This is a genomic window from Bosea beijingensis (assembly GCF_030758975.1).
In the GTDB taxonomy this organism is placed as follows: Bacteria; Pseudomonadota; Alphaproteobacteria; order Rhizobiales; family Beijerinckiaceae; genus Allobosea; species Allobosea beijingensis.
Window position 1 is genome coordinate 3551415 of record NZ_CP132359.1, and the last position, 14619, is coordinate 3566033.

Sequence of the window (14619 nt, forward strand, 5' to 3'; positions counted from 1 at the left end):
ACCCCGGCGACGCGCGAGGCGCCGCCGCTTTCCCTAGCGGACCCGCATGACCATCGCCGATAGCCATCGCGAGACGAGAGGCAGGCCCTCGCCGGAGGCGCTGCTGGCCAGCGCCCGGCGCGAGGGCCGCGGGCGCCTGAAGATCTTCCTCGGCGCGGCGCCCGGCGTCGGCAAGACCTACGAGATGCTGACCTCCGGGCGCGCCCGCCGGGCCGAGGGGATCGACGTCGTGATCGGCATCGTCGAGACCCATGGCCGCAGCGAAACCCAAGCGCTGGTCGACGGCTTCGAGATCGTCCCGCGCCGGCTCGTCGACTACAAGGGCCGCACGCTCGACGAGATGGACCTCGACGCTATCCTGGCGCGGTGCCCCGCACTCGTCCTCGTCGACGAGCTTGCCCATACCAACGTTCCCGGCAGCCGCCATCCCAAGCGCTATCTCGATGTCGAGGAGCTGCTCTCGCGCGGCATCGACGTCTACACGACGCTCAACATCCAGCATGTCGAGAGCCTGAACGACGTCGTCGCGCAGATCACCCGCATCCGCGTGCGCGAGACCGTGCCGGACTCGATCGTCGACCGCGCCGACGATATCGAGATCATCGACCTGACCCCGGCCGACCTGATCAAGCGACTCGAAGAGGGCAAGGTTTATCTCGGCAAGACCGCCAAGCGCGCCGTCGCCAACTATTTCTCGCCGGGCAACCTGACCGCCCTGCGCGAACTCGCCTTGCGCCGCACCGCGCAGCGGGTCGACGACCAGCTCCTCAGCCATATGCAGGAGCACGCGATCTCCGGCCCCTGGGCGGCAGGCGAGCGCATCCTGGTCTGCATCGACGACAGCGCCGGGGCGCCCGCACTGATCCGCCACGCCAAGCGGCAGGCCGATCGCCTGCGCGCGCCCTGGAGCGCGCTCCATGTCGAGACACCCCAGGCCGCGGCCCTGCCCGAAGCGGCCAAGACGCGGATCGCCAATGCACTCCGGCTCGCGGCACAGCTCGGCGCCGAGGCGATCACATTGCCCGGACAGGACGTGGCGGGCGAGATCCTGCGCCATGCCGCCAGCGGCAACGTCACCCAGATCATCGTCGGCAAGCCAGCCAAGCCGCGCTGGCGCGAATGGCTGCGGCCGTCGGTTTCGCATGAGCTGATTAGTCGCGCCGGCGATATCGGCATCCATGTCGTCGCCTTGCGCGAGCAGCCGCCGGAGACCGATGTCGGTGTCTCGGCCACCGGCAAGCCCGGCTTTTCGCCTAAGCCCTATCTCGCGGCAGCCGCCTATGTCGCGGTGGCGCTGGGCGCGGCCGAATTGCTCAGCCAGATCATGGACCTGCGCAATATAGCGCTGGTCTTCCTCACCGCAGTGCTCGTCTCGGCCGTCACGGCGGGGCTGTGGCCGGCCCTCTTCGCCTCGCTGCTGAGCGCGCTCGCCCTGAATTTCTTCTTCATTTCGCCGCTCTACACGCTGACGATCAGCGATCCGGAAAACGTCGTCGCGCTCGGCTTCTTCCTGCTCGTCGCGCTGATCGCCTCGAACCTCACCGCCCGCGTCCAGCGCCAGGCCAATGCCGCCCGCCAGCGCGCCCGCACTACCGAGGATCTCTATCTCTTCTCGAAGAAGCTCGCCGGCACCGGCACGCTCGACGACGTGCTCTGGGCCAGCGCCTTCCAGATCGCCTCGATGCTGCGCGTGCGCGTCGTCATCCTGATGCCGGACGAGGGCACGCTTTCCGTCCGCGCCGGCTATCCACCCGACGATACGCTGGTCGATGCCGATATCGCCGCCGCGCGCTGGGCCTGGGAGCATGATCGTCCGGCCGGGCGCGGCGCCGATACCTTGCCCGGCGCCAAGCGGCTCTACCTGCCCTTGCGCACCGGCCGCACCGCCATCGGCGTGATCGGCCTCGACGACGACAAGGAAGGGCCGCTATTAACGCCGGAGCAGCAGCGACTGCTCGATGCGCTGGCCGACCAGGCGGCCGTCGCCATCGAACGCATCCAGCTCGTCGCCGATGTCGACCGGGCGAAACTCGCGGCCGAGGCCGACCGTCTGCGCTCGGCCCTGCTGACCTCGATCTCGCATGACCTGAAGACGCCATTGGCCTCGATCATTGGCGCGGCCGGTACCTTGCGCGACTACCGCAGCGCCTTGCCGGAAGGGGATCGCACCGCCCTGCTCGCGACCGTGATCGACGAATCCGAGCGCCTCAACCGCTTCATCGCCAATCTCCTCGACATGACCCGGATCGAATCCGGCGCGATGGAGCCGAACGCGGCGCTGGTCGATGTCGCCGACGTCGTCGGCAGCGCCTTGCGCCGCGCCGCGAAGATCACCGCTGGCCATAGCGTCGAGACCGCCATGCCGGGCGACCTGCCGATGCTCCGGCTCGATCCTGTCCTGTTCGAGCAGGTGCTGTTCAACTTGCTCGACAACGCCGCGAAATATGCCCCCGCCAGCAGCGCCATCGCCATCCGTGCCCGGCAGGAAAGCCGCGAGGTGCTGGTGACGGTGACCGACGAGGGACCGGGTCTGCCGCCTGCAGATCTCGAACGCGTCTTCGACAGCTTCTATCGGGTGCGGAAGGGCGATCAGGTCCGCGCCGGAACCGGGCTCGGCCTCGCCATCTGCCGCGGCTTCGTCGAGGCGATGGGCGGCACGATCACGGCGGCCAACCGGACAGACCGCAGCGGCGCGGTCTTCACCATCCGCATGCCGGCCGACGCCCAACCCAAGCCATTGGAACCACAGTCATGACGGCGACGGACATCAAGGTGCTGGTCGTGGATGACGAGCCGGCAATCCGCCGCCTGCTGCGCGTCGGCCTCTCGACCGAGGGCTATGTCATCCGCGAGGCTGCAACGGCGCGCGAAGCAATCGAGCGCATGGCCGAGGACCTGCCAGATCTCGTCATACTCGATCTCGGCCTGCCCGACCTCTCCGGGCAGGAGTTGCTGCAGAAATGGCGCGCGGAGGCACTCACCCTGCCGATCGTCATCCTGTCGAGCCGCACCGACGAGGCCGGCATCGTCGAGGCCTTGGAGAACGGCGCCGACGATTATGTCACCAAGCCCTTCGGCATGAAGGAACTGGCGGCTCGCCTGCGCGTGGCGCTGCGCCACAAGCTTCAGCAGCAGGGCGAGAAGCCGATCTTCCAGACCGGCGAGCTCTCGGTCGATCTGGTCAAGCGCATCGTCAGGCTGGGCGATCAGGAGGTGAAGCTCTCGCCCAAGGAATACGACATCCTGCGCATCCTCGTGCAGCATGCCGGCAAGGTGCTGACCCATCAGCACCTGATGAAGCAGGTCTGGGGCGCCTCGGCCGATGTCCAGTATCTGCGCGTCTATGTCCGGCAGCTCCGCCAGAAGATCGAGCGCATCCCCGACCAGCCGCAATACATCACCACCGAGACCGGCGTCGGCTACCGCCTGCGCGAAGCCGAGTGAGACCCGCCGCAAGGCGCGAACTGATCCATGATCCCAGCAGACATCATCCGCCCGCGCTCGATCGTCAGGCTGGCCGCCGCGGACAAGCCCGCCCTCTTCCGCGCGCTCGCGAAAAAGGCGGCCGAGCAGCTCGCCTTGCCCGAAGCCGCGCTCCTCGACGCGCTCACCCGTCGCGAGGCGCTGGGCTCCACCGGCGTCGGCGGCGGGTTGGCGATGCCGCATGCGCCGGTCGAGGGCCTGCCTGAGCCTTTCGGCCTGCTGGCACGGCTGGAGAAACCCGTCGCCTATGAGGCGATTGACGGCGCGCCGGTCGATCTCGTCTGTCTGGTCCTGACGCCGATGAATGGCGGCAAGGGCCGCATCGACGCGCTGGCCTGCATCGCCAGGCGCCTGCGCCCGGCCGAGATTCGCGAGCGCATCCGCAAGGCCGCGGGCGGCGAGGACATCTACGCGCTGCTGCTCGACGAGAGCTGATCGGCCTTCGGGATCGGCGTCGGCTTGGCCGCAAAAATCCCCGGCAGGCAGCCGGCCGGGAAGCCTGCACCGCGCGACAGGACGAATTCGTCCCGCGCGAACAGCTCCGCCAGCCAATCGACGAAGACGCGCACCTTGTTGCTGAGATGGCGGTTCGGCGGATAGACGATGTGCAGCGGTTTTGGCGCCGCGCACCAGTCCAGCAGCAACGGCACGAGCCGCCCGTCCGCGATCGGCACGCGGGCCATGAAGGTCGGCAACTGCATGATGCCATGGCTCGCGAGCCCGGCCGCGAGGTAACCCATGCCGTCATTGAGCGCAACCGTGTAACGCCCGGAGACCTCGATCGTTTCCGTGCGGTTCTGATAGACCATGGACATGACACGCCCGCCGAGCGCCGGCCGATAGGCGACGATCTGGTGCCCGTCCTCGATATCGCGCGGATGCACCGGCGTGCCGAAACGGGCGAGATAGTCCGGCGTCGCGCAGGTGATGAGCTGCATCTCGCCGATCCGCCTTGCGATCAGGCTCTGGTCGGCGATCTCGCCCGCCCGCACAGCACAGTCCAGATTCTCGCCGATCAGGTCGGCCGGCCGGTCGCTCAGGCCGAGATCGAGCTGGATATCGGGATAGCGTGCGTGGAACTCGTGCAGCGCCGGGATGATCACCGAGATCGCCAGCGAGGAACTGCAATCGACCCTGAGCCGCCCGCTCGGCCGCGCCTGCGCCAGCGTGAGACTGGCATCGAGTTCCGAAAGTTCGTCAAGCAGGCGCAGCGCCCGCTCGTAATAGGCGGCGCCGTCCATGGTCACGGTCACGCGCCGCGTCGTCCGGTTCAGGAGCTTGGCGCGCAGATGCGCTTCGAGCTGCTGGATCAGCTTGGTGACGGTCGGCTTCGGCATGTCGAGGAGATCGGCCGCGCGCGTGAAAGTCCCGGTCTCGACGACCCGCACGAAGGCCCGCATCGCGGCAAGCTGGTCCATACACCCTCAGATTGTTTCCATGTGTGAATAATGAATGAGCGAATAGCGCATTTATTCCGAAAATCCGATTCACTATCTCATGATGCACCGCAACAGCGAGGGTGAGCCATGCCAGCGATCGCCGCGCAGAAACTACAACCGGTCCTCACCGTCTTCTGGCGGGAGGAAACCCTGAGCGCCCGTGGAGAGACCTTCACCGGCCGCCTCTACGTGCCCGCCGAGGTTCCGGACAATGCCGGGCTCGTGCTGCATCTGCATGGCGGCCACTTCAACAGCGGCTCGCCGGCCGAAGGTCAGGCCGTCGCCACGGCTTTGACAGAGGCGGGCGCGGTCGTGTTTTCGCTCTCCTATCCGCTCGCGCCGGTGCAGCGCTTCCCCGAGACGCTGGAGCGCATCTATGCAGCACTCGAGGCTCTTGCCAGGGGGCGCAACCGTTGGGCGACGCGCGGCGCGCCGCTCTACATCGCCGGCGAGGAAGCCGGCGGCAATCTCGCTGCGGCACTTGCCATGATGGCGCGTGATCGCGGCGGCCCGGCGCTCGCCGGCCAGATCCTGTTCTCGCCGATGCTCGATGCCTGCCTCGGCACCGCCTCCTTACGCGATGTCCAGGCCGGCCCGGTCGGCTGCCGCTGGGCCGATGGCTGGGCCGATTATCTCGGCACGCCCGAGCGCGCCGCCCACCCCTATGCTGCCCCGCTCCAGGCGACACGCCTCGCCGGCCTGCCGCCGGCTTTGCTGATCAGCGGGGAGGACGACCCGATGCGCGACGAAGCCGCGCAATACGCCGATCGTCTCGGACAGGCCGGCATCGCCGTCCGCCATGTCGAGTTCACCGCGCCGACCCGTTGGCCGCAGGCCTATGCGGACGCGGCGGAGGAAGGCTCCTGTCTCTGCAAGAGCTGCGGCGAGATCGCAGCTTTCTATGAACGGACCGCGCCCTCGTAGCGGCCCGCCCCTTTCCGAACACCCCAAGCATTTCCAAGGAAGGACCGAACCCATGATTCCGGGAACGAACCGTCGCGGCCTGTTGGCCGGCCTCACAGCCTCCGTCGCATTGACCGCCATCACGGTCTTCGCATTGTCCGGCACCCGCGCGCAGGGCGACACCGCGCCGGCGGCCCCGCCCGCCGTCCCCGTCTCCGTCGCGACCGTCGAGGCGCGCGAGATCGTGCCCTGGGCCGAGTTCTCCGGCCGGCTTGAGGCGATCGAGCGCGTCGAACTGCGCTCGCGAGTCGCCGGCGTGGTCGAGGCCGTGCATTTCCGCGAGGGCAATCTCGTGAAGCAGGGCGACCTGCTCGTCAGCATCGACCAGGCGCCCTATCTCGCCGATCTCCAGCGGGCCGAGGCTCAGGTGCAGGGCGCGAAGGCCCGGGTCGCCCTTGCCGAGAGCGAGAACGAACGCGGCCAGCAATTGCTGGCGACGCGCAACCTTTCCCAGCGCGACGTCGATACCCGCGTCAACAACCTGCGGGAGGCGCAGGCCAATCTCCAGGCCGCCGAGGCCGCCCGCCGCACGGCGCAGCTCAACCTCGACTACACCCAGATCCGCGCCCCGATCAGCGGCCGCATCGGCCGGCTCGACGTCACCATCGGCAACCTGATCGCGGCCGGCGGGCAGGTCCTGACCTCGCTGCTCTCGGTCGACCCGATCTATGCCGCCTTCAATGCCGACGAGCGCAGCGTGCTCGATGCATTGGCCTCGCTGCCGGACGGCTCGCGGGCGCTGGAGCAGATCCCGGTCCGGCTCACCACCGCGACGGCGCAGGTTGCGCAGTTCAGCGGCAAGCTGCATTTCGTCGATAACGGCATCGACGGCGCCAGCGGCACGGTCCGGGTGCGCGCCCGGCTCGACAACCCCGATGGCAAGCTGATGCCCGGCCAGTTCGTCCGGGTCCAGCTCGGCCAGGCCAAGGCCGAGCAGCAACTCGTCATCAACGAGCGTGCCGTCGGCACCGACCAGAACAAGAAGTTCGTCTTCGTCGTCGGCGACGACGCCAAGGCGGCCTGGCGCGAGGTCTCGCTCGGCGCCGCCCATGACGGCCTGCGCGTCGTCACCGCCGGCCTGAAGCCCGGCGAGCGCATCGTCGTCAACGGGCTCCAGCGCGTGCGGCCCGGCGCGACAGTCGCGCCCGAGCCGGTGCCGATGGCCGAGAAAAGCGAACTGAAGAAGCCCGCGACCGAACTCGCGCAACGCTGACCGACACGACCCGCCACGGATGCCGCCAGGGCGGGTCCGTGGTCGCAGGTCCAATAAGCCGCTCGAAAGGGGGCGCACAATGAACCTCTCGAAATTCTTCATCGACCGGCCGATCTTCGCGGCGGTCCTCTCTGTCCTCATCTTCCTGGCAGGGCTGCTTTCGATCAGGGCCCTGCCGATCTCGGAATACCCCGAGGTTGTCCCGCCGACGGTCGTCGTGCGCGCGCAATACCCGGGCGCCAGCCCGCGCGTGATCGCCGAGACGGTGGCGACGCCGATCGAGGAGCAGATCAACGGCGTCGAGGGCATGCTCTACATGTCGAGCCAGGCGACGACCGACGGCGTCATGACGCTGAACGTCACCTTCCGCCTCGGCACCGACCCGGACAAGGCCCAGCAGCTCGTGCAGAACCGCGTCAGCCAGGCCGAGCCGCGCCTGCCGGAGGAGGTGCGCCGGCTCGGCGTCACCACGGTCAAGAGTTCGCCGGACCTGACGATGGTGGTTCACATCACCTCGCCGAACGGCCGCTACGATATGACCTATCTGCGCAATTACGCGGTGCTGAACGTCAAGGACCGGCTCGCCCGCATCGACGGCGTCGGTCAGGTCCAGCTCTTCGGCTCGGGCGACTACTCGATGCGCGTCTGGCTCGACCCGCAGAAGGTCGCCGAGCACGGCCTCTCGCCCGGCGATGTCGTGCGCGAGATCCGCGCCCAGAACGTCCAGGCCGCGGCCGGCGTCATCGGCGCCTCGCCGAATGCGCCGGGCCTCGACCTCCAGCTTTCGGTGAACGCGCAGGGCCGCCTCCAGAACGAGGAGCAGTTCGGCGAGATCATCGTCAAGACCGCAGCCGACGGCGCGGTCGTCCGGCTGAAGGACATCTCCCGCATCGAGCTCGGCGCCGCCGACTATGCGCTGCGCTCGCTGCTCAACGGCAAGTCGGCAGTCGCCGTGCCGGTCTTCCAGGCGCCGGGCTCGAACGCCATCGCGATCGCCGACCGCGTCCAGGAGACGATGCGCGAGATCAAGCAGAACATGCCCGAGGGCGTGGACTATTCGATCGTCTACGACACCACCCAGTTCGTGCGCGCCTCGATCAAGGCGGTGATCTCGACCCTGCTGGAGGCCGTCGCGCTCGTCGTGCTCGTCGTCATCGTCTTCCTGCAGACCTGGCGTGCCTCGATCATCCCGCTCGTCGCCGTGCCCGTCTCGGTCGTCGGCACCTTCGCGGTGATGTATCTGCTAGGCTTCTCGATCAATGCGCTCAGCCTGTTCGGGCTGGTGCTCGCCATCGGCATCGTCGTCGACGACGCGATCGTCGTGGTCGAGAATGTCGAGCGCAATATCGAGAACGGCCTCTCGCCGCGCGAGGCGACCTACAAGGCGATGCGCGAGGTCTCCGGCCCGATCATCGCGATCGCGCTGGTGCTGGTCGCGGTCTTCGTGCCGCTGGCATTCATCTCGGGCCTGACCGGGCAGTTCTACCGCCAGTTCGCGCTGACCATCGCGATCTCGACGGTGATCTCGGCGATCAACTCTCTGACGCTGTCGCCGGCGCTGGCCGCGCTGCTGCTGAAGGGCCATCACGCTCCGAAGGACGCGCTGACCCGGGTCATGGATAAGCTGTTCGGCTGGTTCTTCCGCGCCTTCAACCGCTTCTTCAACCGCTCGTCCGAGGCCTATGGCGGCGGCGTGCGCCGGGTGATCTCGCATCGCGCGCTGATGCTCGCGGTCTATGTCGTCATGCTCGGCGCAACCGGCGTGCTGTTCAAGGCGGTGCCGTCCGGCTTCGTGCCCGGTCAGGACAAGCAGTATCTCGTCGGCTTCGCGCAGTTGCCTGATGCCGCGACCCTCGATCGGACGGAGGATGTCATCCGCCGCATGGACGAGATCGCGCTGAAGCATCCGGGCGTCGAGAACGCCATCTCCTTCCCCGGCCTCTCGATCAACGGTTTCACCAACTCGTCGAATTCCGGCATCGTCTTCGTCGGCCTGAAGCCCTTCGACCAGCGCAAGGACCCGTCCTTGAGCGGCAATGCCATCGCGATGCAGCTCAACAAGGAATTCGGCGGGATCAAGGAGGCCTTCATCGCGATGTTCCCGCCGCCGCCCGTGCAGGGCCTCGGCACGATCGGCGGCTTCAAGCTGCAGATCGAGGATCGCGCCGGCCTGGGCTATGCCGCGCTCGACGAGGCAACCAAGGCCTTCATGGCCAAGGCCGCGCAGGCGCCGGAGATCGCCGGCATGTTCTCGAGCTTCCAGGTCAACGTTCCCCAGCTCTATGCCGATATCGATCGCACCAAGGCCCGCCAGCTCGGCGTGCCCGTGACGGAGGTGTTCGACACGCTGCAGACCTATCTCGGCTCGACCTATGTCAACGACTTCAACCGCTTCGGCCGCACCTACACCGTGCGCGTCCAGGCCGATGCGCCCTTCCGTGCCCAGCCGGAGCATATCGGCCAGCTCAAGGTGCGCTCGACCTCCGGCGAGATGATCCCGCTCAGCGCGGTGCTCAACGTGCGCACCGATTCCGGGCCGGAACGCGCCATGCGCTATAACGGCTTCCTCTCGGCCGACATCAATGCCGGCGCCGCGCCGGGCTTCTCCTCGGGACAGGCGCAGGAGGCGGTGGAGCGCATCGCGAAGGAGACCCTGCCCAAGGGCTTCGCCTTTGAATGGACCGAGCTGACCTATCAGGAGATCCTCGCCGGCAACTCGGCGGTGATCGTCTTCCCGGTGGCGATCCTGCTCGTCTTCCTGGTGCTGGCCGCCCAGTACGAGAGCATGACCCTGCCGATCGCGATCCTGCTGATCATCCCGATGGGCCTGCTCGCGGCGCTGACCGGCGTCTGGCTCTCGGGCGGAGACAACAACGTCTTCACCCAGATCGGCCTTGTCGTGCTCGTCGGGCTATCCGCCAAGAACGCCATCCTGATCGTCGAATTCGCCAGAGAACTCGAATTCGAGGGCAGGACGCCGGTCCAGGCCGCAATCGAGGCCAGCCGCCTGCGCCTGCGTCCGATCCTGATGACCTCGCTCGCCTTCGTCATGGGCGTGGTGCCTCTGGTGATCTCGACCGGGGCCGGCGCCGAGATGCGGCAGGCCATGGGCATCGCGGTCTTCGCCGGCATGATCGGCGTCACCGCCTTCGGCATTTTCCTGACGCCGGTCTTCTACGTGCTGATGCGCAAGCTCGCGGGCAACCGCCCGCTCGCCCGCCATGATATCGAACAGCCGGTCTTGCAGGCTGCCGAGTAAGGTGAAGAGTCCGCCTCGGCCACCCGGCCGGGGCGGGTTTCATTCCCCCGAGCCCTCATCCTGAGGAGCGCCGCAGGCGCGTCTCGAAGGATGCTCCAGGAGGCTCCGGAGACAACTGGAGCATCCTTCGAGACGCCGCTAACGCGGCTCCTCAGGATGAGGGCTCACAGGGGCAAGCTGTCTCAGCGATAGCGCCGCTGCACGGTGAGATGGGCGATCATGGTGAGCAGGATCGTCGCGGTCATCAGGATGAAGGAGATCGCGCCGCCGAAGGGCCAGTTGTTCTGCTGCGCGAACTGGCCATAGACCAGCGGTCCCATCATCTGGAATTTCGGCCCGCCCAGCAGCACCGGCGTGGCATAGGCGTTCATCGCCAGGATGAAGGTCAGGATCGTGCCGGCGAGGATGCCCGGCAGCGCCAGCGGCCAGAGCACACGCCGGAACATCGCGGCAGGGCCGGCGCCGAGGCTGAAGGCCGCCTCCTCGACATTGCGTGGGATGCCCTCGATCACGCTCTGCAGCGTCAGCACCATGAAGGGCAGGTTGACCGCGATGATGCCGATCAGCACGGCATTCTCGGTATACATGATCTCCAGCGGTTGATCGATCAGCCCTAACCCCATCAGCGAGGCGTTGAGCGCGCCCTTGCTGCCGAACAGCGTCATCCAGCCGGCAGCACGCACAGCATTGCCGACGAAGAGCGGCAGCACGACAGCTATGACCATCAGGTTCTTGAAGCGGCTTTGCGTGCGCGCCAGCACATAGGCCAGCGGAAAGCCCAAGATCAGACAGGCCAGCGTGCAGATCACTGCGACACGGACCGTACGGACGAGCACATTGAGGTAATAGGCGTCGGTGAAGAACTTGACGTAGTTCTCGATCACCAGCGCATCGACCATGAACTGGCCGGGCACGAACTTGTTGAGCGAGTAGCGGAACAGGATCGTGAGCGGCCCGATCAGCATGAGCGCGACGAAGAGCGTCGCCGGCATGACGAGCAGGCCGGCGAGTCTGGTGCGGGCGCCGGCGACGGCTTCGGGAGCGGCGCTCATGAGCTCCTCCCCTTGAAGGCGCCAATGGCATGGTTCGACCGTTCGCCAGCGCGAGCCGGATGATCAGGCTTTCGAGAACCGGCGCGCAGCGGACATCGGTCCGTGAGCACCGGAAGCGCAGAAAGCCGCGTCAGGCGGCCGCGGTAGTAGAACGGACGAGCCATGTCAGCCCTTGAAGACCTTGTCCCACCATTCCTTCATCGCCGAGTCGTTCTTGGCGAGGAAGGCGTAGTCGAGATCCTTCAGCGTCTTCTCTTCCTCGGGCGTGAAGCCGATGCGCTTGTGCAGAGCCGGATCGACATTGAGGCCGGTGACGGTGCCGTTATAGCCCATGTCGACGGCGAAGGCCTCCTGCGGCGCCTTGGCCAGCATCGCGTCCATATAGGCGTACGCATTGTCCTTGTTCGGCGCGTTCTTCTGGATCACGAAGCCCGAGACATAGGTCGGGATGCCCTCGATCGGCGAGACCGCCTCGCAGGGGATGCCGGCATTCTGCCACTGCACCACGCGCGCCTTCCAGATCGCGCTGATGCCGACTTCCTCGTTCTTCATCGCCTGGGCGAAGGCCTCGTTGGTCGGGTAGACGCGCGCGCCGGCCTTCTTGACGGCGAGCAGGACCTCCTTGGCCTTCTCGATGTCGTTCATGTCCTTGCCGTCCGTCGCCGCCATCGAGGCTGCGATGAAGATCGACTGGTACTGGATGTCGATGAAACCGATCTTCGAGCCCCATTTCGGGTCGAGCCAGTCCTTGAAGCCTTTCGGCGCCGGCGAGATGATCTTGGGATTGTAGATGACGACGTTGCCCGAATAGATATGCCCCATGCCATAGGGGTACTTCATCGTCGGCAGCAGGTTCTTGGCGTTGGGCAGCTTGGAATAGTCGATCTGCTCGAGCACGCCGGCCTCGTTCATCTCGAACATGTTGGCGGCGGAGAGACCCTGGATATCGACCGTGCCGCGCGGCAGGCGGCGTTCGGCGACCATCTTGGCGCGGCGCGGCGCGTCGCCGGCCTGGTCCTGCACCACTTCGAGGCCCTTGGGCTTGAGGATCGGGTCCTCGATGTTCTTGGTCAGCAGCCGTGCGTAGTCGCCGCCCCAGGTGCCGACGACGACGCGCCCGCCCGATTGGGCGAAGGCCGGCATGCCGGTCGCAGTAGCGAGTGCTGCCGCGCCCGCACCTTTCAGAAGATCCCGCCTGTCGAATGAAGCCATGGTATTCCCCTCGTTTCTGGACGCCGATTGGGAGCTTTCACGCCCCTTGCGGATAGACGAGCCCGGCGCTTTCGGCCCAGCCTATCGTGATGGTTTCGCCGACATGCGGCTCGGCGAGCCCGACCTTGTTCGGGATCTGCAGGAGCATGCGGTCCTGCTCGTTGAGCGCGACCTGCACGTCGAGCAGCGCGCCGAGATAGGAGGCATGCTCGATCCGCGCCGTAAAGCGGTTGGGCAAACCGTCCGCCTCGCTGCCGACCGCGATCCGCTCGGGCCGCAGCGCCAGCGTCGCCTGCCCCGAGCCCGCAGCGGCGGAGCAGGCGATGTCGAGGCCGCCCTCGGTGCGGAAGCGGCCTTGCCCCGTGACCTGCCCTTCGATGAAGGCACTGCGCCCGATGAAGCCGGCTACAAAGCGATCGGCCGGCTTCTCGTAGAGCTCGCGCTGGGTGCCGATCTGGCGCACCTGCCCCTTTTCCATGACGACGAGACGGTCTGCCATCGTCAGCGCCTCCTCCTGGTCATGGGTCACCATGATCGTGGTCAGGCCGAGCTTCTGCTGCAATTCGCGGATCTCGATCCGGACTTCGAGCCGCAGCTTGGCGTCGAGATTGGAGAGCGGCTCGTCAAGCAGGAGCACCTGCGGTTCCATCGCCAGCGCGCGGGCAAGCGCGACGCGCTGCTGCTGGCCGCCGGAGAGCTGACGCGGATAGCGCTCGTCGAAGCCGCCAAGCCGCACCAGCCGGAGCGCCTCGGCGACGCGCGGGCCCCGCTCGGCCTGCGGCACCTTGTGCATTTCCAGACCGAAGGCGACGTTCTGCGCGACCGTCATATGCGGGAACAGCGCATAGCTCTGAAAGACCAGCCCGCAATGACGCTTCCACGGCGGCAGGTTGGTGACGTCCTGCTCGCCGATGGTGATCCCGCCGGAGGTCGGCGCGATGAAGCCGGCGACCATGCGCAGCGTCGTCGTCTTGCCGCAGCCGGAGGGGCCGAGAAGCACGAGGAACTCGCCATCGGCGACGGCGATGTCCACATCGTCGACGACCGTCAGCGCACCATAGGTCTTCTTCAGATGCGAGATAGAGAGCCGCGCCATCCGTTCACACCACCCGGCTCAGTTTGACATAGCGATCGGTCACGATCATCGCGACGCAGATCAGGATGATCTGGATGAGCGAAGCCGCGGCCACCGTCGGATCGATCTTCCATTCGAGATATTGGAGGATCGCGATCGGCAGCGTCGTCCGGCCCGGCCCGACCAGGAACAGGCTCATCTCGAGATTGCCGAACGAGGTCACGAAGCTGAACAGCGAGGCCGCGACGATGCCGGGCCGGATGCTCGGCAGCGTCACCCTCCAGAAGGTGGTGACCGGGCCGGCACCCAGATTCTGCGCAGCCTCCTCGATCGAACGATCGAAGCCGGCAAGGCTCGCCGTGACCAATCGCACCACCCAGGGGATCACGACGAGCGTATGCGCGGCGACGAGGCCGGCAAGCGAGCCCATCACCGGCCATTGCGTGGCGATCTCGACCTCGATCTGGAAGACATAGGTCGCGGTGCCCAGCACGATGCCAGGCATCACCAGCGGCAAGAGCAGGAGCGTGCTGATACCGCCCCCCAGCGGGATGCGATGGCGCACCAATGCGAGGCTCGCCGGCACACCCAGCAGAAGGCCGATCAGCGTCGATGCAATGGCGACCTGGAGGCTCAGCGAGAAGCCGTCGATGAAGGATTTGTTGTTCGCCGCCCCCGCGAACCATTTCAGCGAATAGCCCTCCGGCGGGAAGGACGGGATCTCCTGCCGGAAGAAGGCGAGCCAGGTCACGAAGATCAACGGAAGCAGAATGAAGCCGAGCGAGAGCGCGGCTGCACCGTTCAGGGCGTAGCGCCCGAATCGCTGCGAACCGGCGCTCACCCGTCTTGTCCCTGATGGCAGGCCGTTCCCTGCCTTATGTCGTCCGCTCTGAAGGCCAAGACCGTTCCCTCGTTTGAGCGGC

At 66.9% G+C, this 14619-nt stretch carries 11 protein-coding genes; 6 read left to right on the forward strand and 5 right to left on the reverse strand.

Annotation, left to right across the window (positions count from 1 at the left end; translation table 11 throughout):
- The first annotated feature begins 46 nt into the window (after positions 1-46).
- Genes Q9235_RS16970 through Q9235_RS16980 form a run of 3 tightly spaced genes read left to right on the forward strand, consistent with a single transcriptional unit; the run spans position 47 to position 3918 of the window.
- Positions 47-2755, forward strand: coding sequence for a sensor histidine kinase (locus Q9235_RS16970; protein ID WP_306222986.1), 2709 nt, complete (start codon positions 47-49; stop codon positions 2753-2755).
- Positions 2752-3444 carry a response regulator transcription factor gene (locus tag Q9235_RS16975; protein WP_306222987.1) on the forward strand — a complete coding sequence of 231 codons (693 nt, stop codon included), beginning with the start codon at positions 2752-2754 and terminating at the stop codon, positions 3442-3444. Before Q9235_RS16970 ends, Q9235_RS16975 begins: the two co-directional genes overlap by 4 nt.
- A 27-nt stretch (positions 3445-3471) precedes the next feature.
- Positions 3472-3918: a PTS sugar transporter subunit IIA gene (locus tag Q9235_RS16980; RefSeq protein WP_306222988.1), complete on the forward strand. Its 447-nt coding sequence runs from the start codon at positions 3472-3474 to the stop codon at positions 3916-3918.
- On the opposite strand, the gene Q9235_RS16985 is transcribed toward Q9235_RS16980, so the two are convergent.
- Positions 3891-4901, reverse strand: a complete 1011-nt coding sequence (locus Q9235_RS16985; RefSeq protein WP_306222989.1) for a LysR family transcriptional regulator — start codon at positions 4899-4901, stop codon at positions 3891-3893. The two genes, Q9235_RS16980 and Q9235_RS16985, sit on opposite strands and share 28 nt — an antisense overlap.
- Positions 4902-5009: 108 nt before the next feature.
- On the opposite strand from Q9235_RS16985, the gene Q9235_RS16990 reads away from it, so the two are divergent.
- The 3 genes from Q9235_RS16990 to Q9235_RS17000 all read left to right on the forward strand — a co-directional run bounded on the left by Q9235_RS16990 (position 5010) and on the right by Q9235_RS17000 (position 10357).
- The gene (locus tag Q9235_RS16990; RefSeq protein WP_306222990.1) at positions 5010-5846 is read left to right on the forward strand and encodes an alpha/beta hydrolase fold domain-containing protein; all 837 of its coding nucleotides are present in this window, start codon (positions 5010-5012) and stop codon (positions 5844-5846) included.
- 52 nt (positions 5847-5898) lie between these two features.
- A complete protein-coding gene (locus Q9235_RS16995; RefSeq protein ID WP_306222991.1) occupies positions 5899-7098 on the forward strand; it encodes an efflux RND transporter periplasmic adaptor subunit in 1200 nt (399 codons plus the stop codon).
- A 79-nt stretch (positions 7099-7177) separates the two neighbouring features.
- Positions 7178-10357, forward strand: coding sequence for an efflux RND transporter permease subunit (locus Q9235_RS17000; protein ID WP_306222992.1), 3180 nt, complete (start codon positions 7178-7180; stop codon positions 10355-10357).
- A 182-nt stretch (positions 10358-10539) separates the two neighbouring features.
- On the opposite strand, the gene Q9235_RS17005 is transcribed toward Q9235_RS17000, so the two are convergent.
- From Q9235_RS17005 to Q9235_RS17020, 4 genes are all read right to left on the reverse strand, one after another.
- Positions 10540-11409 (reverse strand): ABC transporter permease, encoded by an 870-nt coding sequence (locus Q9235_RS17005; RefSeq protein WP_306222993.1) that lies wholly within the window; start codon positions 11407-11409, stop codon positions 10540-10542.
- 165 nt (positions 11410-11574) lie between these two features.
- A complete protein-coding gene (locus Q9235_RS17010) occupies positions 11575-12621 on the reverse strand; it encodes an ABC transporter substrate-binding protein (RefSeq protein ID WP_306222994.1) in 1047 nt (348 codons plus the stop codon).
- Between the two features lie 37 nt (positions 12622-12658).
- Entirely contained in the window at positions 12659-13717 is a 1059-nt protein-coding gene (locus Q9235_RS17015) for an ABC transporter ATP-binding protein (RefSeq protein WP_306222995.1), read from the reverse strand.
- Between the two features lie 4 nt (positions 13718-13721).
- Positions 13722-14537 (reverse strand): ABC transporter permease, encoded by an 816-nt coding sequence (locus Q9235_RS17020; RefSeq protein ID WP_306222996.1) that lies wholly within the window; start codon positions 14535-14537, stop codon positions 13722-13724.
- Positions 14538-14619 lie beyond the last annotated feature (82 nt).

Excerpts from the sequence above, each read along its gene's own strand:
- Q9235_RS16970 (WP_306222986.1), top strand. The coding sequence starts at position 47 with ATGACCATCGCCGATAGCCATCGCGAGACGAGAGGCAGGCCCTCGCCG.
- Q9235_RS16975 (WP_306222987.1), top strand. The coding sequence starts at position 2,752 with ATGACGGCGACGGACATCAAGGTGCTGGTCGTGGATGACGAGCCGGCA.
- Q9235_RS16980 (WP_306222988.1), top strand. The coding sequence starts at position 3,472 with ATGATCCCAGCAGACATCATCCGCCCGCGCTCGATCGTCAGGCTGGCC.
- Q9235_RS16985 (WP_306222989.1), bottom strand. The coding sequence starts at position 4,901 with ATGGACCAGCTTGCCGCGATGCGGGCCTTCGTGCGGGTCGTCGAGACC.
- Q9235_RS16990 (WP_306222990.1), top strand. The coding sequence starts at position 5,010 with ATGCCAGCGATCGCCGCGCAGAAACTACAACCGGTCCTCACCGTCTTC.
- Q9235_RS16995 (WP_306222991.1), top strand. The coding sequence starts at position 5,899 with ATGATTCCGGGAACGAACCGTCGCGGCCTGTTGGCCGGCCTCACAGCC.
- Q9235_RS17000 (WP_306222992.1), top strand. The coding sequence starts at position 7,178 with ATGAACCTCTCGAAATTCTTCATCGACCGGCCGATCTTCGCGGCGGTC.
- Q9235_RS17005 (WP_306222993.1), bottom strand. The coding sequence starts at position 11,409 with ATGAGCGCCGCTCCCGAAGCCGTCGCCGGCGCCCGCACCAGACTCGCC.
- Q9235_RS17010 (WP_306222994.1), bottom strand. The coding sequence starts at position 12,621 with ATGGCTTCATTCGACAGGCGGGATCTTCTGAAAGGTGCGGGCGCGGCA.
- Q9235_RS17015 (WP_306222995.1), bottom strand. The coding sequence starts at position 13,717 with ATGGCGCGGCTCTCTATCTCGCATCTGAAGAAGACCTATGGTGCGCTG.